22 protein-coding genes, 6 tRNA genes and 1 pseudogene are annotated in these 24,655 nt (G+C 69.4%); 20 read left to right on the top strand and 9 right to left on the bottom strand.

Going from position 1 to position 24,655, the window contains the following annotated elements; translation table 11 throughout:
* Positions 1 to 224 precede the first annotated feature (224 nt).
* Positions 225 to 692, top strand: coding sequence for a PPC domain-containing protein (locus tag V3W47_RS14740; RefSeq protein ID WP_331825979.1), 468 nt, complete (start codon positions 225 to 227; stop codon positions 690 to 692).
* Positions 693 to 747: 55 nt separating this feature from the next.
* Positions 748 to 3,420 carry a S8 family serine peptidase gene (locus tag V3W47_RS14735; RefSeq protein WP_331825978.1) on the top strand — a complete coding sequence of 891 codons (2,673 nt, stop codon included), beginning with the start codon at positions 748 to 750 and terminating at the stop codon, positions 3,418 to 3,420.
* A gap of 66 nt (positions 3,421 to 3,486) precedes the next feature.
* Here V3W47_RS14735 and cmk read toward each other — a convergent pair whose 3' ends face one another.
* Positions 3,487 to 4,128: a (d)CMP kinase gene (gene cmk / locus V3W47_RS14730; protein WP_331825977.1), complete on the bottom strand. Its 642-nt coding sequence runs from the start codon at positions 4,126 to 4,128 to the stop codon at positions 3,487 to 3,489.
* 273 nt (positions 4,129 to 4,401) lie between these two features.
* Between cmk and V3W47_RS14725 the strand changes: the two genes are divergently transcribed.
* Entirely contained in the window at positions 4,402 to 5,214 is an 813-nt protein-coding gene (locus V3W47_RS14725; protein WP_331825976.1) for a peptidylprolyl isomerase, read from the top strand.
* A gap of 97 nt (positions 5,215 to 5,311) precedes the next feature.
* Here the strand turns inward: V3W47_RS14725 and V3W47_RS14720 are convergent, their stop codons facing one another.
* Genes V3W47_RS14720 through V3W47_RS14710 form a run of 3 tightly spaced genes read right to left on the bottom strand, consistent with a single transcriptional unit; the run spans position 5,312 to position 7,390 of the window.
* Entirely contained in the window at positions 5,312 to 6,163 is an 852-nt protein-coding gene (locus V3W47_RS14720) for a 4-(cytidine 5'-diphospho)-2-C-methyl-D-erythritol kinase (RefSeq protein WP_331825975.1), read from the bottom strand.
* Positions 6,153 to 6,839, bottom strand: coding sequence for a 2-C-methyl-D-erythritol 4-phosphate cytidylyltransferase (gene ispD, locus V3W47_RS14715; protein WP_331825974.1), 687 nt, complete (start codon positions 6,837 to 6,839; stop codon positions 6,153 to 6,155). Before ispD ends, V3W47_RS14720 begins: the two co-directional genes overlap by 11 nt.
* A complete protein-coding gene (locus V3W47_RS14710) occupies positions 6,836 to 7,390 on the bottom strand; it encodes a UbiX family flavin prenyltransferase (protein WP_331826027.1) in 555 nt (184 codons plus the stop codon). Before V3W47_RS14710 ends, ispD begins: the two co-directional genes overlap by 4 nt.
* 55 nt (positions 7,391 to 7,445) lie before the next feature.
* Here V3W47_RS14710 and V3W47_RS14705 point away from each other — a divergent pair, with 55 nt between their 5' ends.
* The 8 genes and pseudogenes from V3W47_RS14705 to V3W47_RS19720 form a co-directional block, all read left to right on the top strand.
* Positions 7,446 to 8,666 (top strand): cytochrome P450, encoded by a 1,221-nt coding sequence (locus V3W47_RS14705; RefSeq protein ID WP_331825973.1) that lies wholly within the window; start codon positions 7,446 to 7,448, stop codon positions 8,664 to 8,666.
* Between the two features lie 35 nt (positions 8,667 to 8,701).
* The gene (locus tag V3W47_RS14700) at positions 8,702 to 9,838 is read left to right on the top strand and encodes a YbfB/YjiJ family MFS transporter (RefSeq protein WP_331825972.1); all 1,137 of its coding nucleotides are present in this window, start codon (positions 8,702 to 8,704) and stop codon (positions 9,836 to 9,838) included.
* Entirely contained in the window at positions 9,835 to 10,296 is a 462-nt protein-coding gene (locus tag V3W47_RS14695) for a hypothetical protein (RefSeq protein ID WP_331825971.1), read from the top strand. Before V3W47_RS14700 ends, V3W47_RS14695 begins: the two co-directional genes overlap by 4 nt.
* Positions 10,297 to 10,337: 41 nt before the next feature.
* A complete protein-coding gene (locus V3W47_RS14690) occupies positions 10,338 to 10,937 on the top strand; it encodes a single-stranded DNA-binding protein (RefSeq protein WP_331825970.1) in 600 nt (199 codons plus the stop codon).
* Between the two features lie 16 nt (positions 10,938 to 10,953).
* Positions 10,954 to 11,715, top strand: coding sequence for a metallophosphoesterase (locus V3W47_RS14685; protein ID WP_331825969.1), 762 nt, complete (start codon positions 10,954 to 10,956; stop codon positions 11,713 to 11,715).
* Between the two features lie 80 nt (positions 11,716 to 11,795).
* A tRNA-Asp gene (locus tag V3W47_RS14680) sits at positions 11,796 to 11,871 on the top strand.
* A 24-nt stretch (positions 11,872 to 11,895) separates the two neighbouring features.
* Positions 11,896 to 11,971 (top strand) — tRNA-Phe (locus V3W47_RS14675).
* A 344-nt stretch (positions 11,972 to 12,315) separates the two neighbouring features.
* Positions 12,316 to 12,903, top strand: a pseudogene (locus V3W47_RS19720) (tyrosine-type recombinase/integrase); the annotation flags it as partial.
* Positions 12,904 to 13,094: 191 nt separating this feature from the next.
* Here V3W47_RS19720 and V3W47_RS14665 read toward each other — a convergent pair.
* From V3W47_RS14665 to V3W47_RS14655, 3 genes are all read right to left on the bottom strand, one after another.
* A tRNA-Arg gene (locus tag V3W47_RS14665) sits at positions 13,095 to 13,171 on the bottom strand.
* 47 nt (positions 13,172 to 13,218) lie between these two features.
* Positions 13,219 to 13,292 (bottom strand) — tRNA-Gly (locus tag V3W47_RS14660).
* Positions 13,293 to 13,317: 25 nt separating this feature from the next.
* Positions 13,318 to 13,394: transfer RNA gene (locus tag V3W47_RS14655), tRNA-Pro, on the bottom strand.
* Between the two features lie 90 nt (positions 13,395 to 13,484).
* Between V3W47_RS14655 and mqnP the strand changes: the two genes are divergently transcribed.
* From mqnP to V3W47_RS14610, 9 genes are all read left to right on the top strand, one after another.
* Positions 13,485 to 14,369, top strand: a complete 885-nt coding sequence (mqnP, locus tag V3W47_RS14650) for a menaquinone biosynthesis prenyltransferase MqnP (RefSeq protein WP_331825967.1) — start codon at positions 13,485 to 13,487, stop codon at positions 14,367 to 14,369.
* Positions 14,351 to 14,638 carry a hypothetical protein gene (locus tag V3W47_RS14645; RefSeq protein ID WP_331825966.1) on the top strand — a complete coding sequence of 96 codons (288 nt, stop codon included), beginning with the start codon at positions 14,351 to 14,353 and terminating at the stop codon, positions 14,636 to 14,638. The genes mqnP and V3W47_RS14645 overlap by 19 nt, the downstream gene beginning before the upstream one ends.
* A 36-nt stretch (positions 14,639 to 14,674) precedes the next feature.
* Positions 14,675 to 15,121: a hypothetical protein gene (locus V3W47_RS14640; protein ID WP_331825965.1), complete on the top strand. Its 447-nt coding sequence runs from the start codon at positions 14,675 to 14,677 to the stop codon at positions 15,119 to 15,121.
* 240 nt (positions 15,122 to 15,361) lie between these two features.
* The gene (locus tag V3W47_RS14635) at positions 15,362 to 15,949 is read left to right on the top strand and encodes an adenylate/guanylate cyclase domain-containing protein (RefSeq protein ID WP_331825964.1); all 588 of its coding nucleotides are present in this window, start codon (positions 15,362 to 15,364) and stop codon (positions 15,947 to 15,949) included.
* 44 nt (positions 15,950 to 15,993) lie between these two features.
* The gene (locus tag V3W47_RS14630; protein WP_010887388.1) at positions 15,994 to 16,671 is read left to right on the top strand and encodes a response regulator transcription factor; all 678 of its coding nucleotides are present in this window, start codon (positions 15,994 to 15,996) and stop codon (positions 16,669 to 16,671) included.
* A gap of 163 nt (positions 16,672 to 16,834) precedes the next feature.
* Positions 16,835 to 18,412 (top strand): sensor histidine kinase, encoded by a 1,578-nt coding sequence (locus V3W47_RS14625; protein WP_331825963.1) that lies wholly within the window; start codon positions 16,835 to 16,837, stop codon positions 18,410 to 18,412.
* A 420-nt stretch (positions 18,413 to 18,832) separates the two neighbouring features.
* On the top strand, positions 18,833 to 21,466 hold the full coding sequence (locus tag V3W47_RS14620) for a DEAD/DEAH box helicase (RefSeq protein WP_331825962.1): 2,634 nt from the start codon (positions 18,833 to 18,835) through the stop codon (positions 21,464 to 21,466).
* Between the two features lie 54 nt (positions 21,467 to 21,520).
* A tRNA-Gln gene (locus V3W47_RS14615) sits at positions 21,521 to 21,594 on the top strand.
* 250 nt (positions 21,595 to 21,844) lie between these two features.
* Positions 21,845 to 22,453 (top strand): DUF4384 domain-containing protein, encoded by a 609-nt coding sequence (locus V3W47_RS14610; protein ID WP_331825961.1) that lies wholly within the window; start codon positions 21,845 to 21,847, stop codon positions 22,451 to 22,453.
* 98 nt (positions 22,454 to 22,551) lie between these two features.
* Here V3W47_RS14610 and V3W47_RS14605 read toward each other — a convergent pair whose 3' ends face one another.
* Positions 22,552 to 23,295 (bottom strand): acyl-CoA acyltransferase, encoded by a 744-nt coding sequence (locus V3W47_RS14605; protein ID WP_442877231.1) that lies wholly within the window; start codon positions 23,293 to 23,295, stop codon positions 22,552 to 22,554.
* A gap of 41 nt (positions 23,296 to 23,336) precedes the next feature.
* A complete protein-coding gene (menC, locus tag V3W47_RS14600) occupies positions 23,337 to 24,446 on the bottom strand; it encodes an o-succinylbenzoate synthase (protein WP_331825959.1) in 1,110 nt (369 codons plus the stop codon).
* Positions 24,447 to 24,655 lie beyond the last annotated feature (209 nt).

Below are 24,655 nucleotides of genomic sequence, written 5' to 3'. Positions count from 1 at the left end.
CCGAGGCGAAAGCTGACGCGAAGGCCCCCACTTCTCACAACCCACCCTCCCAGATGAGAGCTGCTTGTCACCCACATGGGAAAACCTTGCGTACCTACGTGGGGGCGAGCTAGCATGCGCCTCACCGAAGAATCGGCAGAGTTCGTTGTTCCAGACGCCCTCCCACCCCCGTCCTCGCGGCCACCGTGCGCCGAAGGCCGTCATGCGCCCTTGAAGGAGTTCACATGCAACGACACCGCCTCCTGTCCCTCGCCCTGTTGCCCGGCCTGCTGCTCGCGGCGTGTGGCGTCGTCGTTCCGCCCGAGGTCGAGCCGAACGACAGCGTGGCGACCGCGACTCCCCTGGCTATCGGCGCGACGGTGAAGGGCACCATCTCGGGAACCGCACGCGACTACGACTACTACCGGTTCGACGCGGTGGCGGGCGACCAGCTCCGGCTGACGGTGAAGAGCACGGGCGTGGACGCGGCGAGCACCCTCGATCCCCACGTCACGGTCCTGCTGCCCGACGGCGTGACGGTCTTCGAGCGCGACGACGACAGCGGCACGGATCAGGAGGCCGACCTGCGCTTCAACGTGACGCAGGCCGGAACCTACACGGCGGTCGTGACGAGCTTTGACATCTACGACGACGAGGAAGCCACCGACGACCTCGCCACCAACACGTACCAGATCGCCCTGACACGCCGTTAACGCCCCGCCGACTGCCCGACCCCGCCCGAGCCTTCCCCCAAAGGAGCCTTCCCGCATGAAACACTCCCTCAGCAAACTCCCGCTTCTCACCGTGGGTCTGGTGCTCGCCGCCTGCTCCCAGACGAGCACTCCCGCCTCTTCCAACTCCGGCGTCACCGCCAGCGGCAGCCTGCCCGCCCTGCGCGGCGCGGCGGAGGTGTCTGGCCGCTGGTTCGTCGAGCTGGAGGGCGACCCCACCACCCTGAGCGCCCAGAGTGTCCGCAGTCAGCAGGCCACCTTCCGCAGCCTCGCGGCGTCGCGCGGCATCCGCTTTCAGGAGGTCGCCAGCTTCACCACGCTGTTCAACGGCTTCAGCGTGAAGGCGACGAACGCCGACATCGGGCGCATCTCGCGGTTGCCGGGCGTGGCGGGCGTGTTCCCGGTGCGGCGCATCGAGCGGCCACGCGTCGAGCGCAGCCTGACCGCCTCGCTGGAGCCGCAGATGTTCAGCGCCGTCACGATGACGGGCGTGGACGTGGCGCAAAACGAGCTGGGCCTGACGGGTCAGGGCGTCAAGGTGGCCGTGATGGACACGGGCATCGACCGCGACCACCCGGCCTTCAGCGGGCGCATCGTGGCGGGGTACGACTTCGTGGGCGACGCCTACGGCACGGACGACAACTACACCCCCGTGCCCGACGAGAACTACGACGACTGCGGCGGCCACGGCACCCACGTGGCGGGCATCGTGGGCGGCAACGACGCGACCACGGGCTTCAAGGGGGCCGCACCCGGCGTGACCTTCGGGGCCTACAAGGTCTTCGGCTGTGAGGGGTCCACCTACGACGACGTGATGATCGCGGCGATGGAGCGCGCCCTTGCCGACGGCATGAACGTGCTGAACATGAGCATCGGCTCGGCCTTCGACTGGCCGCAGGCCCCGACCTCGCGGGCCGCCAGCCGCCTCGTGAAGCGCGGCATGGTCGTGACCGTCTCGGCGGGCAACAGCGGCACGAGCGGGCAGTACGCGACCGGGGCACCCAGCCTCGGCGAGAACGTCATCTCCACCGCCTCGGTGGACAACATCAAGCTGGAGCTGTCCAACTTCACGATCACCCCCGACGGAAGCAGGGTCGGCTACCTGCTCGCCACCGGCTCGAAGGACGCCACCAGCGGCGCGTCGCTGCCGATCACCAAACTCTCCACGAGCACTCCCACCACCACCAACGACGGCTGCTCGGTGAACGGGGTCAGCCCCTACGCGGCGGGCAGCCTGACGGGCAAGGCCGTGCTGATCCGGCGCGGCACCTGCACCTTCCGCGAGAAGGCGCTCAACGCGCAGAACGCGGGGGCCGGGGCCGTCATCCTGTACAACAACGCGCCCGGCTTCATCAGCCCGACCGTGGCCGGTTCGGCCAACGACAACGTGGAGATCGAGATTCCGGTCGCGTCCGTCCTGCGCTCGGACGGCGAGAAGATCGACGGCCTGATCGCCTCCGGCGTCACGTTGACCTTCAACGCCGAGACGAGCGTCTTCGACAGCCCGACGGGCAACGCCATCAGCGACTTCTCGTCCTACGGCATGTCGCCCGACCTCGAACTCAAGCCCGACCTCTCGGCACCCGGCGGCAACATCAAGAGCGCGTACCCCCTGAGCGTCGAGCCGACCGGCTACGCGATCCTGAGCGGCACCAGCATGGCCGCCCCGCACGCGGCGGGCATCGCCGCCCTGATGCTTCAGGCCGAACCCACCATCCGCGCCGAGGACATGCGCGCCCGCCTGATGAACACCGCGTCGCTGCGCTGGTACCTCAACAACGGAACCCTGCTTGAAGGCGTGCCCAACTACGTGCAGCGTCAGGGCGCGGGCATGGTGGACGTGGTGGAGGCGTACAACAACCGCGTCACGGCCATGCCGAGCAAGCTCAGCCTCGGCGAGAGCGAGACCTTCGGTGCCCGCAGCAAGGTCGTCGTGCTGAAAAACCGGGGCACGACCGCGCAGGTCTTCGAAGCCTCCCACTATCCGGCCCTCACCGTCAGCGGCACCACCCTGGCCCCCGCCCCCAGCCAGGAGGTCGCCACCATGACGATCAACGGGCAGGACGCCGACGCGGGCGCGGTGCAGGTCACGGTTCCGGCGGGCGGTGAGGTCGAGCTGAACGTGGTGGTCACGCCCCCCGCCGGGGCCACCGACAAGTCCCAGTACGGCGGCTACGTCTACCTGGAGGGCGCGAACGGCAGCCACCTGGAGATTCCCTACAGCGGCTTCAAGGGCGACTACCAGAGCATTCAGGTGTTGGGAAATGCCCGCATCGGCATCACGACGTACGACTTCCCGGCCCTCTACGAGAACGCCACCGGCGTGATCTACCCGGAGGGCGCGACCCTCACGGAACTGCCCACTTTCACCTTCCAGGAGATCGACGGCTACCTGGACAACCCGGTGGTGCTCGCCCAGCTCTCGCACCAGTCGCGCCGACTCACCTTCGAGCTGCTGGACGCGAGCGGTGCCGTGAAGGACACCCTCCTCGTGCAGAACTACGTGGCCCGTAACGCCACCAACGCCTACACGAGTGCCGACAGCGACGCCTTCAACTTCTACGAGTGGGACGGCAAGTTCAGCGACGGCAGCGCCGCCCCCGCCGGGACCTACCAGCTTCGCGTAAGGGTCCTCAAGGCGCTGGGCAACGAGAGCAACCCCGCCCACACCGAGACGTACACGAGCCAGCAGTTCAGCGTCGTGCGCTGATCCCACGGCAACAGAGAAGGGAGGCAGGAGCCTGTGCGCTTCTGCCTCCCTCCCTTTTGGTTGCGGCTATGCCGTCCGTGCGGGCAGCGCCGACAGGATCGCCCCGATCACCCCGTCCAGCGTCAGCGGCCCGGTGTCGATCACGCGGGCGTCTGGCGCGGGGGCGCTCTGCCGGGCGTCGCGTCGGTCGCGTTCGGTCAGGGCGGCCTCGATGGCGTCCACCTCCTCGGGCCGTTCCTGCGCGCGGCGCTGAGCGCGGACGCGGGGGCTGGCGGTCAGGTAGAACTTGGCGTCCGCGTGCGGAAAGACGTTCGTGCCCATGTCGCGCCCCTCGGCGACGAAGGGTTCGGGGAGGGCGCGAAGCTGCGCGTTCACCCAAGCGCGGACCTCCGGCAGCACGGCGACGGCGCTCACGCCCGCGTCCACCCGCGAGGAGTGGAGGTCGGGGGTCAGGTCCCGTTGCCCGAGGTCGCCGATCAGGAACACCCGGTTGCCCGCCGCCCGCGCCTCCAGCCGGGGCGGGTGCTGCTCCAGCAGGGCGAGGAGGGCCGGGGCGTCGTCCAGGGAGAGGCCCGCCTCCAGCCCCAGCAGGGTCGCCGCCCGGTAGAGCAGGCCGCTGCTCACGTAGGGCACGCCCAGCGCCCGCGCCACCCCCGACGCCACGCTGGACTTGCCGCTGGCGGCCACGCCGTCAATCGTCACGATCATCCGCCCAGTGTAGGAGATGGTCCGAGGGGGCTGGGTGACGGTCGCCGCTCATTAGGGGATGACGGCCAGGAGGAATGAGGAGGGCAGTTGAGCCGGGGGCGACCCCTCCGCCCCTGCGGGGCACCTCCCCTTGAAGGGAGGCACAACACAAAGCCTCCCTTCGAGGGAAGCTGACGGAGGGGTTGCCGCCGCGTCACCAAGCAGCACCCGTCCATACCCGGCGAAGGGGACAGCTCCTCTATTCCCCTCAGACAAACCCTCTAGACTCGCCCCATGAGACAAGCCGCCCTCCTCCTCACCGCGCTCCTCACCCTGACCGCCTGCCAGGACCGGAACGAGAGCGCCGACACGAGCACCGAGACCGCCCAGACGGAGACGACGGACACCGCCACGGAGACGACTGAGACCGCCTCGACCGACACGGCCCAGTCCGGCACCACTGCATCCGGCAGCACCCAGACCGCCGCCGTCACCACGCCCGGCCCCGTGCCGAGCGGCTATACCCTCGTGTCCTTCGTGAGTCAGCAGCCGGTGCGCGAGTTCAAGGCCGAGCCTGCGCTGACGCTGGAGGCGGGCAAGGACTATTACGCCCTGATCGACACCAGCCGGGGCCAGATTCTCGCGGACCTGTACGAGCAGGAGACGCCCGTCACCGTCAACAACTTCGTGACGCTGGCGCGCAACCACTTTTACGACGGCATCCGCTTTCACCGGGTCATCGACGGCTTCATGGCCCAGACGGGCGACCCCAAGAGCGTGAACGACGCGCAGAAGGACGAGTGGGGCACGGGCGGCCCCGGCTACAGCTTCGCCGACGAGTTCCGCACCCGCCTGACCTTCAACGGCTCAGGCATCCTGGCGATGGCGAACAGCGGCCCGGCCACGAACGGCTCGCAGTTCTTCATCACCTTCGCGCCCACGGAAAACCTCAACGGTCGCCACACCATCTTCGGCAAGGTCGTGACCGGACAGGACGTGCTGCCCAAGCTCACCCGCACCTCCGACACGAGCACCGGGCAGGAAACGCCCGTCGCCGGGGCCACGCCCGACCGGCTGCTGAGCGTGCGGATTCTGACGAAGGGGTGAGGGAGCGGCCTGCGGCCAGCTTCCAGCCGACAGCACAAGAGAGTCATCCGGACGAGTCGAACACGCGCTGACGACTCGTCCGGGTCTTTCGCTTCCCCTACAGCGTCCGCGTCGCCTCCACCCACCAGCCGGGGTGCTGTGCCCGGATGGTCCTCGCCGCGTCGTGGGCGTGGTCGTCACTCATAGCGAGGGCGAAGCAGGTCGCGCCGCTGCCGCTCATCAGGGGAGAGCGCAGCCGGGCAGCGGCCAGCGCGGCCAGCGCCTCCCGGATGGGGGCGTGGCGGGCGACGACGGGTTCTTGCAGGGCGTTGTGGTACGGCACCTCCCTCCCGCTGTGGGAGAGGGCGGCCAGAATGCCCTCCACGTCGAGTTCGGGGGTGAAGGTCTCCTCGTCGTCCAGCCAGGCGTAGGCGTCGCGGGCGCTGACCTCCACACCGGGATTGACGAGCACGAGCGGCACAGGCGGCACGGGCAGCGGTGCCAGCACCTCGCCCACCCCCGCCGCCAGCGCCGCGCGCCCCAGCAGGAAGAAGGGCACGTCCGCGCCCAGGCCCAGCGCTAGTGCAGCCAGGTCCACCCCCGCCGGATACAGCCGCGCGAGGGCCATCAAGGTGGTCGCCGCGTCGCTGCTGCCCCCGCCCAGCCCGGAGGCGAGGGGCAGGCGCTTGTGCAGGGTGATGCTTGCGCCGCCCGTTACCCCCGCCGCGTCCAGATACGCCCGCGCCGCCCGGTACACGAGGTTGCGCTCGTCGGCGGGCAGGTCCGACCCCTCCACCCGCAGGGTCAGGGTGTCGGCGGGACCGATCTCCAGGTCGTCGCCCACCGACAGGGGCACCATGATGGAGTGCAGCTCGTGGAAGCCGTCCGCGCGCAGGCCGCGCACGCTCAGGCCCAGGTTGACCTTGGCGGGCGCGAGGTAGGTCCGCGAACCGGGGGAGTCAGGCGTCATCGTCCCCAGCATCCCACACCCCGGCGTCCCACACTGCCGCGACCGCCTGTGCGAGCGCGAGGTCGCCCGGTGTCGTCACCTTGAACAGCCGCGCATCCCCCGGCACGAGCGCCACCCTCCCACCCAACCGCGCGATTATCCCCGCGTCGTCGGTGGCGGCGAAGCCCTCGGCGGCGGCTCGCGCGTGGGCGTGGATCAGCGTCTCACGGCGGAAGCCCTGCGGGGTCTGGACGGCCCACAACCCCTCACGCGGAACGTATTGGCCCCACCCCCCGTCCTCTCCCGCCCGGACGAGCGTGTCCGCCACGGGCAGGACCGCCGTTGCCGCGCCGACCTCCCGCGCCGCCGCCGTCACCTCCCACACCACCCGCGCGGGCAGAAAGGGCCGGGCCGCGTCGTGAACGAGGACGACCTCGGCGTCGGTGGCCTCCAGCAGCCGCCGCACGCTGTCCTGCCGGGTGGCTCCACCGGGGATGGACCGCGCGGTAATGCCGGAAGGTAAGCTCATTCCGTCTGGCAGCGCCACGACGACCTCTCCCACATGGGGCGCGAGACGAGCCACGCTGCGCGCGAGGAGGCTCATGCCCGCGACCTCCACGAATGCTTTCGGTCCCCGCCCCAGACGGGTGCCGGACCCGGCGGCAGGAATGAGGGCCGCGACGCTTCCGCCACTCACTCCTTCCACCGCCGGAAGCCCGGCACGTCCAGCCCGAACTGATCCAGCACCCGCGCGGTGACGAAGTGCAACAGCTCCTCCACATCCCCCGGCGCGTGGTAGAAGCCGGGGCTGGCGGTCATGACGGTGGCTCCGGCGTCGTGAACTTTCAGCATGTTCTCCAGCATGGGGCGGGGCAACGGGTCCTCCCGGACGACGAGGACGAGGCGGCGGCGTTCCTTGAGGACGACGTGGGCGGCGCGGGAGAGCAGGTTGTCCGCGAAGCCGTGGGCCACCTTCGCCAGCGTTCCGGCGCTGCAAGGGACGATCAACATGCCGTCCGTGCGGTAGCTGCCGCTCGCCACGCTCGCCGCGAGGTCGCGGTCGTCGTGGGTGACGCTCGCCAGCGTCGTCAGGTCGGGGAGGGTCGGCCCGCCCTCCGCCGTCATCACCCGCTTGGCCCCGCTGCTGACGATCAGGTGCGTCTCCACCCCCAGCCCGTGCAGGGCGCGCAGCACGGCGAGGGCATAGGGGATGCCGCTCCCGCCGCTCACGCCGATGATCAGCCTCAACCTGTCCACTCCATGCCGGCAGGCTAGCAGGCGCGCGGGGGGATAGCCTGTGTCCATGACGACCGCTCCTACTCCGACCCCGGCGGCGGTGCTGGACGCCTACTGGAACGGTGCCCACCTCGCCGACCCGCCCGCCTTCCTCCACCGGGCGCGCGGCGTGTCGCCCGTGCTGCACGACTCCTCGCGCGGCGTCGCCCTGCTGACCGGCCACCCGGAGGTCTCGGCGGCGCTGCGGAGTCCCCATGTCCGCACCACCCGTTACGAGGGCGGCGAGGCGGTCCGCGCGAGCGCCAGTTACGCGGTGATGAGTCCGATGATGCTCTTCCACGACGGGCCGAGCCACACGCGGCTGCGCTCGCTCGCCGTGCGCGCCTTTACCCCGCGCGTGCTGGAGGAGAGCCGGGAGTTCATCACCTCGCTCACCGACGAACTGCTGGACGACGCGGCCCGGCGGGGGGAGGTGGACGGGGTGGCCGCCCTCGCCACGCCGCTCCCCGTCACCGTGATCGTGCGGATGCTGGGGCTGAGCGGCACGGACGCCGACCGCTTCCGCATGTGGTCGGAGAGCATCGCGGACCTGCTGGGCGGGGTGAACGTAACTCCGGAGCGCTGGGCACAGGTGGAGGCCGACGCGCGGGCGATGCGCGCCTACTTCCGCACGTTGGCGGATGACCTGCGTGCGAATCCCCAGCCCGGCCTCCTCTCCGCCCTCGCCGCCGCTGAAGATGAGGGGGGCAGGCTGAGCGGCGAGGAACTGCTCGCCAACGCCGTCCTCCTCCTCGTCGCCGGGCACGAGACGACGAGCAACCTGATCTCGGGCAGCCTCCACGCCCTGCACGAACACCCGGAGCAGCGCGCGTGGCTCGCCGAGGACCCGGAGGCGCGGGTGGGCAACGCAGTGGAGGAGTTGTTACGCTTCCTCTCCCCGGTGCAGGGGACGGGTAGGGTGGTGACGGTCCCCCTCACCCTCGGAGGAGTTGAATTGCCCGCCGGAACGTTCCTGAGCGTCAGCCTCGCCGGGGCGAACCGTGATCCTCGCCTGTTCGAGGACCCGGACACCCTGAACCTCGCCCGCGAGAACGCCCGGCTCCATCTGGCCTTCGCAGCGGGGGCGCACTACTGCCTCGGTGCGAGCCTCGCCCGGCTGGAGGGGAGCGTCTTCCTGACCCGGCTCCTCACCCGCTTCTCGGCGTACCGGGTGCCCGAGCAACCGCTCGCCTACCGCCCCAACTTCACCCTGCGCGGGCTGCGGGAATTGCGGCTGCACCTGCGTTGATCCCCTCCGACTCCCTCCCCCGCGCCCTGTGGCGGATGGCCCTGCTCTCCCTCGGGGGTGCGGTGGCACTCGGCTTCGCCCGCTTCGCCTACGCGCTCATTCTGCCCGCCATGCGCGCGGACCTCGACTGGTCCTTCACGCTGGCCGGTGCCATGAACGCGGCGAACGCGGTCGGCTATCTGCTCGGGGCACTGACGGCTCCTACAATTGCGGCGCAGTTGGGTCTACGCGTCACCTTCGCGGCTGGTCTGGCCCTAACGGCCCTCGCCCTCCTCGCCTGCGCGCTGACGGGAGCGGCCCTGGCCCTGCTCATCCTGCGCTTCTTGGCCGGGGTGGGAGGGGCACTCGTCTTCGTGACGGGCGGGGCGCTCGCCTCGCTGGCCGCGCGTGCCCACCCGTCGAGGAGTGTCCTCCTGCTCGGCGTCTTCTACGGCGGGGCGGGGGTGGGCATCCTCGCCTCGGCGCTGTTGCTTCCGCCGCTGCTCGTCCACGGCTGGCGGGAAGCGTGGGCGGCCCTCGGTGTGGCGTCGCTGCTCGCGCTGGGGGCGACCCTGCCCGCGCTGGTCCGGCTGCCCGACCGCACGGCGGGAGGTCTGGGAACGGGGCGCGCCTCCCTCACTCCCCTCGTGTGGGCCTTCGCCGCCTACGCCTGCTTCGGCGTCGGCTATATCGCGTACATGACCTTTATCGTCGCCTTCCTGCGGGCGAGCGGGGCGGGCGGTCTCGTCACCGTGTTCTGGGCGCTGCTCGGCCTCGCGGTCATCCTCAGCCCCCTGGTGTGGCAGCGGCCAGCCACCCATCTTCCCGGCGCTCGGGCGATGTCGGCGCAGATGCTCACGCTCGCGGTGGGCGCGGCGCTTCCGCTGCTCTCCACCCATCCCGCCGCGCTGCTTCTGTCCGGCCTGCTCTTCGGCGGGAGTTTCCTCGCCGTCGTCACCTTCACGACCATCCTCACGCGGCGCACCCTGCCCGAACCCTCATGGGGCCGGGGCATCGCCGCCTTCACCGTCATCTTCGCCGCCGGACAGACCCTCGGTCCGCTCCTCACCGGGGCGCTGTCGGACGGGGCGGGAGGGCTGAGGCTCGGCCTGGGTGTCTCGGCGCTCGTGCTGCTGGCGGGGGCGGGGCTGGCGTGGGGGCGGAGAATAGAGCGAGAGGAGCGGACTGCATGAGCTACCAAGTGACATGGCACAACACCGAGGAGACGCACGCCACTATCCGCGACATTCTATTCATGTATGTGGAGATGGCAGAGAGTGGAGGCTTTTTCCACAACATAGACACGGGAAGCTTCGACGCCTTGCGTTTTGTTGATGCAGAGTTAGATGTTGGCCCACATCACGCCCCTCCGGTTGACCTTGATCTGCTGCGAATGGGATCGGCAATCAACCTCTTGTGCCGGTTGAACGACTGTTGGGTGGAGCATGACACCATAGAACTTCCCGAGAACGACTTTTTTCGGGAGGCGGTGCGAGACGGGAAGTTCTTGCATTTACCGGACATAGAGGTGCTTCTGGTCGAAACGTTTTCGAGGAGTTCCAGCGAGTTGGAGGGCTGGCTTGATGAACAACTTAGGTTTATCTACGAACGGCACGTCCTGGCCTACTTCGCTCGGTTGAGTCGGTCTTGACCCTCCATTCGCTCCTGCCCACCCGCTAGAATCCCCTCCGTATGCCCGATCCCGACCGTACCCGCGAGGCCCTGCGCGCCGCCCTCACCGCCTGGGCGGTGGCAGAGGTGCGCGGCGACCAGGCCCGCGTGACCCTCGCGCCCGACCCGGACACCCTCGCCCGACACCTCGACCCCGTGGACGCGGGGTGGTCGCTGGGCTGGACCTGCGAGAGCGTGCAGCCGCCCGTGGTGCGCGCCCGCCTGACCGTGGGCGGCGCGACCCGCGAGGGCCTGGCGGGAGGTCACACCCTCCACGACGCCAAGTTGCGTGCCCTGGCCGACGCCGCGCGCTTCTTCGGCGTGCTCACCCCCGGCGAGGCCCCCTGGGTGGAGTACGACCCCGAGGACGGCCCCAACACCAGCGACCTCGACGCGGAGGTGGAGGCTGCGCCCGCCGCCCGCACCTCGGCCCTTCCGCCTGAGCCACCCCGCGACCCGCAGATGGACAAGGCCCGGCGTCACATCGAGGAAATGGTGGACCAGATTCGTGCGGCAGGAAAGGGCAAAGAGATGGCTCACCTGACGATGCGCGGCTACGGCAAGACGGTGGAGGAAAGCCGCGCCATCTACAAAGAGCTTCAGGCCATTCTCAAGGGCTGAGCGGGAGGCGAGGCGGGTGCGGAAGTTCATCGCGGTGGGGGACGTTCATGCCGACTGGGCGGGCCTGTGGGCGGCGCTGCGGGCGGCGAGCTGCGTGGACGCTCAGTTCCAGCCGACGCCCCCGGTGCAGTCGGGGCTGTATCAGGTGGTCCTGCTGGGCGACCTCGTTCACCCCAAGAGCGAGCGCGACTACGAGCGGCTGACCGGGCTGGCCCGCTTTAGCCCCCGCGACCCCGACCACCTGCTCCTCGCGGCGCGGGAACAGGTCGCCCACCTGGAGCGGCTGCGAGCCTACCAGGAGGCCGCGCCCCACGCCGTCCACATCCTGCTCGGCAACCACGACGCCGCCGTGCTGGACCCCCGCTTCGTCCTGGGCACGAGCGGCGGCCTCGTCCACGTGGAGTTCGACCCCGCGCACGGCGGTCAGCACCTGCCGGGGCACCTGCGCGCCTGGATGGAGGGCTTTCCCCGCGAGCTGCGGGTGGGGAGCGTGCAATTCGCCCACGTCTCGCCCCTGCCGTCGCACCTCCACTACGACGACCTCTTCTACGCCGACCGCACCGCCAAACGCTGGTTCCGCGAGACGCCGGAGAACGTGCGCCGCTCGGGCCTGAGCTTCGGCGTCTACGGCCACACCCAGCCCGGCGGCGGCATCCTCCTCGACCGGGGCACGGGCTTCGCCATCATCGACGCCCTGCCCGACCGCGAGTATCTGGAGGTGCTCCTCGACCCGGCCCACCCCGACCCCGTGCAGAGCGCGCGTGCGGTGCCCTTTTAAGGTCTGCGCCTCGTGTTGACATCCCCAGGGGACGCGGCTATCCTTAATCCCGCTGCTTTTTGCGGCATGTCGTTCGGCGGGGTCCGGTAGTGTAGCGGTTAGCATATCTGCCTGTCACGCAGAAGGTCGCGGGTTCAAATCCCGTCCGGACCGCCAACAGGCCTCCCCTGGGAGCCACACGGCAAAGTAGCTCAGTTGGTAGAGCAAACGACTGAAAATCGTTGGGTCGGCGGTTCGAGTCCGCCCTTTGCCACCAAGCAGGAAGTTCCCCGTCAAGCACGGGGAATTTCTATTTGGACTCTTCAATGAGCGAGATGGGAATCGCGGGATAGTTTGCTCCTCGGGGCGTGTTTTCAGAGCGAACGGAACGATTCGAGTTTGTCAGTCGCAGACCAACCCAGGATGCCGTTGGGAGGAGCAGTTATGCACCTCGACGAACTCTGAACTCTGGCAGCGACACACCCGGCACCTCAAGCGCCGTAAGCGCAGCGCGTCACCCTGACTTACGACGCCACCGCCCGGACCCTGCGTGCCTACCTGGAAAGGCAGGGCCACTCCCTGCAAGCTGAGGCAGTCACTGTGGCGGACCTGCGCGGCTTCATGGAACACCTCGAAGCGCGGGGCCTTGCCGAAGGAGGGATGAACGCTCACTCCCGTGCCCTCGAGGAGGTCTTCGGCTGGGCGGTCAAAGACGAACTCCTCGACCGCAGTCTCACTGCCCGGTTGGAGCGCATCAGGAGACCCCAGCGGCTCATGGTGACGCTGGGCGGCGAGGAGTACCGGCGGATGCTCGACGTGGCCCGCAAGTGCGCCTGCCGCGACCGGGAGACCACCATCGCGGTCAACCTGTTCGACACCGGGCTGAGACTGGTGGAGGTGGCGAGCCTGACGCTGGACGACGTGAGGTGCGCCGATGGGCACATCCGGCTCATCGGGAAGGGCGACAAGGAGCGCGTGGTCCCTCTCGGTCAGATGTCTTCCGAGGTCCTGAACCTTTACATCCGCAAGAGCCGCAAGCCACGCCACAACTTCACGCAGCACGTCCTCCTGGGCAGGGCAGGCACCCCGCTGACCCGCTCCGCTCCGGCGTCTCGCGGACCTCGGGGAGCAGGCCAGGCTAAAGTGCCCAGGGCACACGCGGCTCCTCACGCCTTTGGGCGGGCCTTCGCCCTGAACCACCTGCGGAATGGGGGAGACGTGTTCTCGCTCCAGCACGTCATTGGTTACTCCACCCTGGACATGCCCCGCCGCCACCTGAACCTGCTTCCCGAGGACCTGGTGAGAAGGCACGCTCAGGTGTCCCCGGCGGACCGTCTCGCCGCCTACTTCACATTCAGGACGAACCCCCGGTGTGGAGCCGGGGGTTGTCGTCCTGAACGTGGCGCACCCTGTAGGACTCGAACCCACGACCGACCGCTTAGAAGGCGGTTGCTCTATCCAACTGAGCTAAGGGTGCAAACGCTAGGGAGCAGGGAGAAGCCCCCAGTCGGGGGCCTGAGTCGTTGGAGCGGGATCACGGATTCGAACCGAGGCCAGAAGCTTGGAAGGCTGCTGTGCTACCACTACACCAATCCCGCGTGCTCACGCGCTGAACGTAAAAATTGGTCGAGGCGACTGGATTCGAACCAGCGACCCCTTGGTCCCAAACCAAGTGCGCTACCGGCCTGCGCTACGCCTCGTCCACGTCTGCGCGGTCAAGATAATAGCAGAGCGCGGGCGGTTGTGGAGTGGGGCGTCTGGCTGACGTGAGAGGGGTATCCTGCGACATCGTGAGGGCCGCCGCGAGCGTGAAAACCTATCTGGAACTGGTGAAGTTCGAACATACCGTCTTCGCCCTGCCCTTCGCCTACGCGGGGATGCTGCTGGCAAGCATGGAGGCCAACGGCACGGGCTGGCCCGGCTGGCACGTCCTCTTCTGGGTCACGGTGGCGATGGCGGCGGCGCGCACGGCGGCGATGGGGGCGAACCGGGTCATCGACCGCCTCATCGATGCCCGCAATCCGCGCACGGCGGCCCGCGAGGTCCCCAGCGGCAAGGTCAGCCCGGCCCAGGCGTGGGCGCTCGTCGGGGTCAGCCTCGTCGTTCTGACGTTCGCGGCGGCGCAACTCAATCCGCTGTGCCTCGCGCTGTTGCCGCTGGCCGTGGTCTTCCTGATCGGCTATCCGTACACCAAGCGTTTTACCTGGTTGTGTCATGTCTGGCTCGGTGTGACGGACGGCGCGGCGGCGGCGGGGGGCTGGATCGCCGTCACGGGCGAATTCGCGCCGGGGGCGTGGCTGCTGTGGGCGGTCGTCCTCTTCTGGATGATCGGTCTGGACGTGATCTACGCGACGCTGGACTACCGGTTCGACCTCGCGCACGGGATCAGGAGCATCCCGGCCCGCTTCGGCATCCCCCGCGCCCTGCGGATCGCGGCGGCGAGCCACGCGCTGACCTTCGGGCTGCTCGCTCTCGTGGGCGTGGTCACGGGCGCGAGTTTCTGGTACTTCCTCGCCGTGCTGGCGATGGGCGGCCTCCTGCTGTACGAACACCGCCTCGTGAACCCGGACGACCTGGGGCGTGTGAACGTCGCCTTTTTCGACGCGAACATGTGGCTGGCCCTCACCATGCTCCTCGGCGTGGTCGTGGACGTGACGTGGCGCAGCCTGACCTGACGGCCCCCCGAACCGCGTTCGGGGACGGGGACGAGCGACTCGCCCTCACGCTCCTGCGCCGGGCACGTGACGCGCAGCTTCCCGGCTCGGTGGAGTGGGCGGTCCTCGAGCGGCTCACGGGCCTCGTCCTGATCCACACCCTGCGGGAGGTGGAGGGCACCTTCGCGCTGGAGCGGGCGGACGCGGTGCTCGACGCGGCGGGGGTGCCCCGGCCCACACTGGCCTGGCTGGAGGACGGCCCCGGTGCCGACGGTGGCGGTGCCCGTTAGAATGGCCCGAATGCGTGCGGCGGCGGGAGGAAGGGCTTGACCCTGGAGAGTTCGGAACTGGAGTTCGCGTCCAGGTACGAGCCTTACGCCGCGTCGGGCCTCCTGTACCCGCAGCGTGAGGGCAGCCCCCTGCTGGAGTTCGCCTCGGGCGGGCGGGTCCTCTACCTCTTCGACCGCAGCGGCCCGTACCGGGGGCGGCCCGGCCCGGCGCGCGTGGTCGTCCACGGCGTTCTCGATTCCCAGGGGGAGGGGCCACGTGTGCTGACGGCGGACGAGACGGGCCGGGCGCGAGAGGCCCTGACCGTGGTGGGCGTCTCCGGGGTGGAGGGCGTCGGTCAGCTCCTCGCCGTCTCCCGGCGCGTGTGGGTGGTCCGCGCCCGCCTGCCGCTCGTGCTGGCGACCTTCGGGGAGCTTCCGGCAGCGCAGGTCGGTGCCTGGGCAACGTTCCGGACGGTGCCGCCGCTCCACGGCTTTCTCGTTTGAGGAGGACCGTCCAAACTGGCAGCGGTCCTGAGTTGAGGCTGAGAGAACCTCAAACGGTCGTTCGGGAAGAAGGAGGGACAGACGCAGTGAGAGTCACGCCTGCTCCTCTGATGCTCGGAAACGCCGTCTCATCAAGAGAGGCGGGCACCTCCCCCACCTGTCGCCCCCACCGTCCTCTTATGTGAGCGAGATGGGACTTTACTTAAGCTGGCCCGTCGGTCATGATGGTCCGGGCGCTCCATGACCGATCTGCTCTTTCCTCTTCCGGCGCGGCGGCACGACCATCAGCGGGCGTGTCTGGTGCTGGGCGACCTCGTGGAGAGCACGCGGCTGGCCCACCTGCTGCCGCTGGAGGACTACGCGGCCCTGATGGCGGAGTTCGTGCAGGTGCTCATCCTGAGTTTCGAGGCGCGGGGCGGGCGGGTCTTGCAGCATCAGGGCGACGCGGTGCTGGCGCTGTGGCGGGCGGGCGAGGTGGCGTCGGGGGTGGCCGCCGGGCACGAGGCCCACGAACGGGCCGCGCGGCTGGGGCTGGCGGGCCGACTGGGAGTGACGTTGCGCGTGCGGGTGGGGGTGGCCCTCGGTCCCGTCATCACCGGCCCGGTGGGCGGACAGCCGAGCGCCTATGGCCTGCCCGTCAACTATGCCCGTCGCCTGTGCGACGCCGCCGAGCCGGGCGAGACGCTGGCCTGCGGCGAGGTGGCGGCCTCACTGGGATTCCCCGCCCATCTCCTCCCCCGCCTCCTTCCCCCGCTGGCGGGCTTCGGGGCCGACTGCCGGGCCTACGGCGTGCGTGAGGTTGTTGCGGGCGGCATGAAAACTGGTTAAGCGGTGGGGGGGCCTTCTCATGAGAGCGCGTCTAGACTGCCCGCATGGAACGCAAGCCCCTGGTCCTCGTCATCGAGGATGAAAAAGATATCGCACGCTTCATCGAACTCGAACTCGCCGCCGAGGGGTACGCGACGGAGGTCGCCTTCGACGGGGTGACGGGCCTCTCCAAGTTCCGGGAGGTCAACCCCGACCTCGTGATCCTCGACCTGATGCTGCCGGTGCTCGATGGGCTGGAGGTCGCGCGGCGCATCCGCAAGACGAGCAACACGCCCATCATCATCCTCACCGCGAAGGACGGCATTCAGGACAAGGTGGAGGGGCTGGACTCCGGGGCCGACGACTACCTCATCAAGCCCTTCTCCATCGAGGAACTGCTCGCCCGCGTGCGCGCGCACCTGCGCCGGGTCAACCCCGCCGTGACGGGCGAGGTGCGCGTCGCCGACCTCGTGATGAACCTCGACGGGCGCGAGATTTTCCGGGGGGGGCGTCGCGTGGAACTCAGCGCGAAGGAATTCGAGTTGCTGGAACTCCTCGCGCGCAATCCGGGCAAGGTCTTCTCGCGCTTCGAGATCGAGGAAAAGGTCTGGCCGGAGTACACGGGCGGCAGCAACGTGGTGGACGTGTACATCGGCTACCTGCGCCGCAAGCTGGAGGAGGGCGGCGAGCGGCGGCTGATCCACACCGTGCGCGGCGTGGGCTACGTCCTGCGCGAGGAATAGCAAGAGCAGCAGGAGCCGGGGCGGGAGCTACACTGCCGGGCGTGAGGGACCACCCCACCACGCCCGGCGTTCGTCTGTCTGGAGAGGTCGTCAATCTCCGGCCCTCTTCCTGGCGACTGGCAGCGGGCGACTGGCGACTTCCCCCACCAGCCCGGAGCCACCCGTGACCCTCCGCTGGCGTCTGACTCTCTTCTACACCGGGCTGCTCGCCGCGCTCCTGACCGTGGTGGGGGTGGCGGCGCTGCTGCTGATGCGGACGAGCCTGCTGGGCAACCTCGACCGGGAGCTGGGGCGGACCTTCCGCACCTTCACGGAGACCGTGAGCCAACTGCAACTGGAGGAGTCCGGCACGACCGGGGAGGAGAACGTGGCCGGGAGCCTCTCGCCCCTGCGCTACTTCTTCCCGAACGACGCGATTCAGTTGGAGGAACTCGCCTTCTACGACGCGGCGAGCCTGCGGGCGGCCCTGAACGGGGCGCAGACGCCCGCCGCCCGTGAGCAACTCTTCAATCTGGTGCGGACCCTCGCCGACGCGACCCGCCGCCCGCCCATCGGGCTGAACCCCGATACTCCCCTGCGGCTGAGCGACGCCGAACTGACCCGGTTGATCGGGGCGCAGGGCGGGCAGCTCATTGTGGAGCGTGACCTTCAGGAGGCGTACAGCAACCGGGTCTCGCGCTACCGCTTTCTCGTCACGCTGGGGCCGGTGCAGCTCAAGCCGAGCGGGCTGGGCGGGCCGCGCGAGACCTTCGCCGTGACGTACGTGGGGCGGCCCCTCACCGCCCTTCAGGACACGCTCGCGCAGCTTCGGCAGGTGATCGTGCTGCTGTTCCTCGTCGGGCTGGCGACGGCGGGGGCGGGGGCGTACCTGCTCGCCGGGCGGGCGCTGCTGCCGCTCCGGCAGGTGCAGCGGGCCGCCGAGGGCATCGGGGGGCAGAACCTCGCCGAGCGGGTGCCCGAGCCGCGCACCGGGGACGAGGTGCAGGCGCTGGCGGCGGCCCTCAACGCCATGCTGGGACGGCTGGAGGCGAGCTTCGAGGCGCAACGCCGCTTCACGAGCGACGCGAGCCACGAACTCCGCACGCCCGTCACGGCGATCAGCGGGCACGCCTCGTACCTCCTGCGCCGCACCAACCCGACCGGCCAGCAGCGCGAGAGCCTGAACATCATCCGCTCGGAGTCCGAACGCCTGACCAACCTCATCGCCAGCCTGCTCCAGCTCGCGCGCTCGGACAGCGGGGCGCTGACCCTGACCCGCCAGCCCGTCCTCTCCGGTCCCTTCCTCGCCGAGATCACGCGCGAACTCGCCCCGCTCGCGCAGGCGCAGGGCACGGCCCTCACGGCGGGCGGGCAGGAGGTGGTCTTCGAGGGCGACCCCGACCGCCTCAAGCAGGTCGTCATCAACCTCGTCGGCAACGCCCTCAAGGCCGGGGCGAGGACCGTCACCCTCACGGGAGAGCCTCAGGAGGACGGGCGCGAGGTGCGCCTGAGCGTCCGCGACGACGGCCCCGGCATCGCCCCCGAACACCTCGCCCGCCTCTTCGACCGCTTCTACCGCGTGGAGGACAGCCGCAGCCGTGATCAGGGCGGCGCGGGCCTGGGCCTGAGCATCGCCAAGGGCATCGTGGACGCCCACGGCGGGCGCATCTGGCTGGAGAGCGAGGTGGGAAAGGGCACCACTGCCCACGTCCAGCTTCCGGTCGGCGATCTTCCCGAGCTGGACGAGGACGACGTGCCGTGAGCGAAGGGCGGGGGAGAACGTTCCTCCTCCGCGTTGAGGACGAAGGTTGAGGCTATCGGCGGGGACGGGGGGAAGTCACAGCACGTCAGTCTTCGCCCTCCAAAAAACCCTCACTCTCGCCGCCCACTCCTCACCTTTGAGCCGACGGCCCACGCCACCACCACGCCTTGCTCGCGGAGCTTCCTGGGTGGGCCTTCCAAACAGAGCACACCAAGATCAAACCTTGCCACGCTGAGAATCCGATCACATACGCGGTTCACAGGCCCTTTGCCCAGCGCAGCGCCACTCCCCCAGCCCCCTCTGGGGGGAGGGGGCAAACCGAAGCAAGACGCCCCGCCCCTTCACCACCCTCCCCCAATACCCCCCGACCGTGACCCCATTCCCCACACCCTTTTCCCCCTCCGCCCTACACTGAAGAGCGTGTGGCCCGCCCGCTCCCCCTACGCCCGCCTGGAGGCGTTCCTGCGGGACATCCTCGGCGGCGGCACGGCCCTGCTCCACGAGGAAGAGGCGGCCCCCGCCCACACTCTGAACGCGGTGGACCTCGGCTGGTCGGAGGCGGTCTCGCGCGGCTTCGGCTTTCCGGAGGTCTTCAGCCATCAGGCGGAGACGTACCGCCTGATGCGGGACGGCAAACACGTGATCGTCACGACGCCGACGGCGAGCGGCAAGACGGGCGCGTTCTTCCCGGCGGTGTTCGAGCGGCTGGAGCGGGACCCACGGGCGACCGCGCTCTTCGTCTACCCCCTCGTGGCACTCGGGCAGGACCAGCGCGACAAGCTCGCGGCCTTCCGGGAACGCGGCGGCTTCGGCTGGGAGATCGGCGCGTTCCAGGGTGGTGCCCAGCCGAACGAAGTGTTCCGGGAGGACGTGCGGATGGTCACGGCCACCCCCGACAAGCTCCACTGGTCGTTGACGCAGCCGCGCGTGCGCGAGTTTCTGTCGCACCTCTCCTTCATCGTGCTGGACGAGGCGCACACCTACCGGGGCGGCTTCGGCAGCGAGGTCGCCGGAATGCTGCGCCGCCTGCTCGACCTCGCGCGGGCGCTGGGGGCGAGGCCGCAGGTCGTCCTCAGCACCGCCACCATCGGCAACCCCGCCGAGTTCGCCCGCGAGCTGACCGGGGTGGACGCCGTGCAGGTGGGCGAGTCGGGCGCGGCGCGGCACGGCAAACGCTACTACCTCGCCGACCACCGGGGACAGCCCCGCCGCTTCTGGGACGCGGTGGTGAGCGCCAGCGTGACGCACAACCTCAAGGTTCTCGCCTTTTTCCGGGGCCGTTCGCGGGCCGCGCGGCTGTACTCGACCTACCGGGCGCAACCGCTCTCCGCGCGGCACACCCACCTCTACATGGCCGGAACCTCCGACCGCGAGGGCCGCCTCACCGAGTTCCGCCGGGCGGGAAGCGGGGTGATGTTCGCCACGAACGCGCTGGAGGCCGGGGTGGACATCGGCGACCTGGAAGTGGTCATCATCGACGGCTATCCGGGGTCGCGCATGGCCTTCCGGCAGATGGCGGGCCGGGCCGGACGGATCGCGCCGGGGCTGGTGCTGTACCTTCCCGCCCTCAACGAACAGGGCGTGCCACAGCCCGTGGACGCCTTCTACTCCAACGCGGGCAACTTCCGCGAACTCGTCACCGGACCCATCGAGAAGGCCGTGGTGGAGGCGAACAATCCCTACCTCTCACCCCGGCACCGGGGGCGGGCGAACGAGGAGTTCAGGGCGGCGGGCCTCCCGGCGGAGGTGGGGCCGTCCCCGAAATACTGGAACCTGCGCGGCGAGGGCAGCGCCAAGTTCGCCGTCGTGGAGGAGGCCGACTGGGAGACGAAGGGCCTGCGTGCCTTCGACACCCCGCTGGAGTCGCCCAGCCAGCACTACGCGCTCACCGAGAAGCACGAGGGGGCCGTCTTCACGCTCGACGGGCAGGGGTACAAGGTGACGCGCTGGCAGGAGCACCCGGCGGGCACGGCGATCCTGGCGCAACGCTTCGACGCGGCCAACCTCTTCACACGCGGGCTGTACGCCATCGAGGTCAGCCCGACCCGCATGGGCGAGTGGGTGCGGCGGGGTGCCCTTGCCTACCGCCACGGCGAGGTGACGATCCGCCGCCGCTACACCGGCTTCATGATGATGCGGCAGGTCTTCGAGCGCGTCTGCACCGGCTGCGACCGCGAACCCGACCCCACCGAGCGGGCGTGCCGGACCTGCGGCAGCCGCATTCAGGACCGGATGCAGGACCACAAGCTCTCCGAGCACCTGTACGACGATCCCCTCGAACTGCCGCCCTTTCGCACCTCCGCGCTGGAGATCGGGGTGGATGCCCGCGCCACCGAATACCCCACGGCGGTCGCGCACACCCTCAAGCACCTGCTGCAAAAGGTCACGCCCGAGCGCGTCGCCTGCGACGAGAACGACCTCGCCGGGGCCTTCCGCGAAGGCCGCGACAACTACTTCTTCCTGTACGACGACTGGCTGGGGGGCCTCGGGGTGTCGCGCCGCGCCTTCGAGAATCTGGACGACCTGCTGGGCCGTGCCCTCGACCTCACCGCCAGGACGTGCTGCAAGGAGGCGCACGGCTGCTACGAGTGCATCGCCGTGAGCCGCTGCTACGCGCCCTTCCTGGCAAGTGGGGAGCGGCGTCCCACCGACAAGCATGCGACCCGCGCCTTCCTGCAAACGCTGCTGGGAGTTCAGCCCGCCGCCGAGCTGGAACCCGACGCCGCTACCCTGCCCGAGATTCCCGCCCTGCCACCCGCGTGGCCGCTCCAGGCGCGCGAGCTGCTCGACCTCCAGGGCCTCTCGCTTCCCGAGGTCAGCGCCCGCCTCGGCATTCCCAGCCGCGAGATTCAGCGGGCCGTGAGCACGACGAGTCCCCTGCGGGTGCGCCACGCCAAGTTCGGCGAGGGCGTGCTCCTCCAGGGCTTCGGCCAGGGCGAGCGCCGCGAGGTGCTGGCCTATTTCCCCGGCGTCGGTCAGAAACGCCTGCTCCTCAAGTTTGCGGGGTTGACAGTGATCGAGAAGCCCACCGTGGGGGCCGGGGCCAGCGGTTGACCCCCCCGTGCGGACGCGGCTATACTCCATTCCGCCTGTGAGCAGGCGACCCTTTGGGGCATTGTGTAATGGCAGCACAGCAGTCTTTGGAACTGTTAGTCAAGGTTCGAATCCTTGTGCCCCAGCCAGGCAGAACTCCCGTCCAGCACGGGGGTTTTCTTTTTGCGGCGGCGGGTCACGGTGGAGGGGGCTTCTTAAAGCGTCCAGCTGATGGGAAAGCGTCTCGCAGATGAGGCGAAGTTCACTCCGCCTCACGTCCAGTCAGGCGGGCTTCACCCGAAATCAGGCGGCCCCGGATACGGTGAGGCCAGTCAAGCCGCCGAGACCCAGCGTCCAGAACGGCTCTGGAGACGCGGCTTCCCACGCCGGAGGAATCCCATGAAGAAGTTCGCCATCCTGACCCTGCTGACCGCCGCCGCGCTGCCCCTCGTCGCCCCGGCCCTGGCCGCGCCCCGCCTCAGCACCCAGAGCATCATCGTGAACCCCGTGCAGACGAGCCTCTCGGTGCGCGTGTGGGTGGACCGCGACCCCAGCGGCAGCATGACCCCGAACTACCGGGTCGGCGACCGCATCCGGCTCTCCGTGCAGACCAACGAGGACGCCTACGTCTACCTGTTCAACGTCAACCCCGACGGCAGCGTGGACCAGATTCTCCCCAACCGCCTCGGCGGCACCAACTTCGTTCGCAGGGGCGAGGTCCGCACCTTCCCGGCGGTGAACGACTCCTTCACCTTCGACGTGGCCGGACCCTACGGCGTGAACAAGGTCCTCGTCGTCGCCAGCCGCCGCGCGCTCAACCTCTCGGAGATCAGCTCCTTCCAGACCGGGCAGCCCTTCGCCACGGTCAAGCCCACCGCCAACTCCCCCCAGCGGCTCGCCCAGGCCCTGAGCATCGTCGTCAACCCGGTGACGCCCACCCCCACCCAGCCCGTCCCGTCCCAGCAGGACTGGGTGAGCGATACGGCGCAGTACAACGTGGCGTACTGAGGGTGAGTGGTGAGTAAGAAGTGGTGAGTGGGGCTGCCCCGCTGACTTTCAAAATAAGTGAGAGGAGTGGACGTGGTTGGTGACACGTTCCCTCGCTTTTATTTGTTCTCCTCCGTCAGCACGTAGAACGCCCGCTCCCCCTGCCGGGCGAGGTCAGTCACGGTGTACCCCCGCTCCAAGTACGTTCCGAGCACGTCGCGCAGGGCGTGTCTCCAGGCGAGGCGGGCGGCTTCGGGGAGAGTGTCGGTCTGAATGGGAACCTCCGCGAGAAGTTGATCCCCAGTCAACTCCAGACACGGGCGACCCGGCCCACCGTCCGTCTCTGCCTCCAATGCCGTTTCTCCTTGTGGTGGCGGGGCGGGACGTTCGGTGTGCGGCGCGGTCAGGTCCCACTCGATCATTAGGCGGTCGGCGGGGAAGGCGGTCTCGCGGCTCCCGCCCAGCGCGTACCAGTCGGGGTGGTAGCTCACGGCCCGCGCGCCCAGCTTGCCCAGGTTGAGGCGGGCGTTGCGCGCCAGGAGGGGGTCGAAGGTCCACGTCATGCGCGTCAGCCCCTGCGCCAGCGCCCGCTCCCGCTGCGCGAGCTTCAGGGCGACGGCGGCCCCACTGCCCCGCCACTCGGGGTCCAGCGCGAGGAGGTGCGAATGGTGCCACACCCGCCCGTCTCGCCACGCCGGGAACCCGTAGGCGAGGCCGAAGGGGCGGGGAGAGGGTTCGTCCGCCGGATACGCCCCCAGCACCACCGCCCCCGTGTGCGCCCCGATGCGGAGCATGGTCGCGGGCAATATCTCGCGGTCGGGGTAGCCCCAGGCCCGCACCTGCACGTCCTCCAGCGCCCGCATCTCCCAGGGATCCGTCACGTCCCGGATGACGAAGGGACGGCTCAAGCCCGGTGCTCCTCGTACAGTTCGGACACGTCGGCCAGAAAGTCCCGGTTCAGGGTGACGCCGATGCCGGGACCCTGCGGCACGGGCATCAGGCCGCCTTCGGCCTCCAGCCCCTCGTTCACCACGTCGGTCTCCCAGTAACGGCTGGCGCTGCTCGTGTCGCCCGGCAGCGTGAAGTTCGGCAGGGTGGAGAGGTGGATGTTGTGCGCCCGGCCCACGCCGCTCTCCAGCATCCCGCCGCACCACACGGGCACCCCGAAGGCGTGGGCGAGGTCGTGGACGCGCCGCGCCTCCGCGAGGCCCCCGACCCGCGCGACCTTGACGTTGATGACCCGCCCCGCCCCGAGGGCCAGTCCCTTGCGGGCGTCGGCGGCGCTCGCCACGCTCTCGTCAAGGCACAGCGGCGTCCGCAGTCGGCGCTGCAACTCCGCATGGTCCACGAGGTCGTCCCACGCAAGCGGCTGTTCTGTATACGTCAGGTCGTAAGCGTCCAGCGCCGCCAGCCGCCCCGAGTCCGCAAGGGTATAGGCGCTGTTGGCGTCCACGGTCAGGCGGATGTCGGGAAAGGCCTCCCGCGCCGCGCGGACGGGCTGCACGTCCCAGCCCGGCTTGATCTTGAGCTTGATGCGCCGGTAGCCCTGCTCGACATGTCGACGCACCGCGTCCACCGTCGCGTCCTCGTCTGCCTGAATACCCAGGCTCACCCCCACCTCCACCTCGGTCTTGCGGCCTCCCAGCAGCGTTCCCAGCCCCACACCGAGGGTCCGTGCCCACAGGTCCCACGCGGCCATCTCCACCATCGCCCGCGCCATGCGGTTGCCCCGAAAACCACCCAGCGCCGCCTCCACCGCCTCCGGGTTGGCGAAGGTCTCGCCCAGCACGCGCGGCAGAAACACCTCGCGCAGCAGATGCAGCGCCCCGGCGATGGTCTCCTCCCGGTACATCGGCGCGAATTCCATTGTCCCCTCGCTCAACCCCTGCACGCCGTCCCCGTGTAGCACGAGCAGCGGCACCAGCTTCTCCGTCTGCACCCCGAAACTCGTCTCGAAACGGAACTTCAGGGGCAGGCGCACGAGCCAGAGTTCAGCGGCGTCAATTCGGAGCATGATCACAGTATGCCGCCCCCGAAAAGTCGCCGCTGGCCGCGCCCCAATCCAGCTTGAGGAGGAGTTGACAAGATCGGGAAAGGCCTGTATCTTTTCTGAGCCTCAAGCGAGGCGGGGAGCATGACAGGCGAAGAGATGCGAGAGCAGGGCCGCCCGACAGGGGGGTACACGCGGTTCCTCCCCCGAGGAACTCCAGACGTGTGAGGAGT

The sequence above is a fragment of the Deinococcus sp. YIM 134068 genome (assembly GCF_036543075.1).
Taxonomy (GTDB): domain Bacteria; phylum Deinococcota; class Deinococci; order Deinococcales; family Deinococcaceae; genus Deinococcus; species Deinococcus lichenicola.
The sequence above is the reverse complement of the archived record's forward strand: the minus strand, read 5'-3'. Positions and strand labels throughout refer to the sequence as shown.

Coding starts and splice junctions, on each gene's coding strand:
- V3W47_RS14740 (WP_331825979.1), top strand. CDS start 225: ATGCAACGACACCGCCTCCTGTCCCTCGCCCTGTTGCCCGGCCTGCTG.
- V3W47_RS14735 (WP_331825978.1), top strand. CDS start 748: ATGAAACACTCCCTCAGCAAACTCCCGCTTCTCACCGTGGGTCTGGTG.
- cmk (WP_331825977.1), bottom strand. CDS start 4,128: ATGATCGTGACGATTGACGGCGTGGCCGCCAGCGGCAAGTCCAGCGTG.
- V3W47_RS14725 (WP_331825976.1), top strand. CDS start 4,402: ATGAGACAAGCCGCCCTCCTCCTCACCGCGCTCCTCACCCTGACCGCC.
- V3W47_RS14720 (WP_331825975.1), bottom strand. CDS start 6,163: ATGACGCCTGACTCCCCCGGTTCGCGGACCTACCTCGCGCCCGCCAAG.
- V3W47_RS14705 (WP_331825973.1), top strand. CDS start 7,446: ATGACGACCGCTCCTACTCCGACCCCGGCGGCGGTGCTGGACGCCTAC.
- V3W47_RS14700 (WP_331825972.1), top strand. CDS start 8,702: ATGGCCCTGCTCTCCCTCGGGGGTGCGGTGGCACTCGGCTTCGCCCGC.
- V3W47_RS14695 (WP_331825971.1), top strand. CDS start 9,835: ATGAGCTACCAAGTGACATGGCACAACACCGAGGAGACGCACGCCACT.
- V3W47_RS14690 (WP_331825970.1), top strand. CDS start 10,338: ATGCCCGATCCCGACCGTACCCGCGAGGCCCTGCGCGCCGCCCTCACC.
- V3W47_RS14635 (WP_331825964.1), top strand. CDS start 15,362: ATGACCGATCTGCTCTTTCCTCTTCCGGCGCGGCGGCACGACCATCAG.
- V3W47_RS14630 (WP_010887388.1), top strand. CDS start 15,994: ATGGAACGCAAGCCCCTGGTCCTCGTCATCGAGGATGAAAAAGATATC.
- V3W47_RS14610 (WP_331825961.1), top strand. CDS start 21,845: ATGAAGAAGTTCGCCATCCTGACCCTGCTGACCGCCGCCGCGCTGCCC.
- V3W47_RS14605 (WP_442877231.1), bottom strand. CDS start 23,295: ATGCGGGCGCTGGAGGACGTGCAGGTGCGGGCCTGGGGCTACCCCGAC.
- menC (WP_331825959.1), bottom strand. CDS start 24,446: ATGCTCCGAATTGACGCCGCTGAACTCTGGCTCGTGCGCCTGCCCCTG.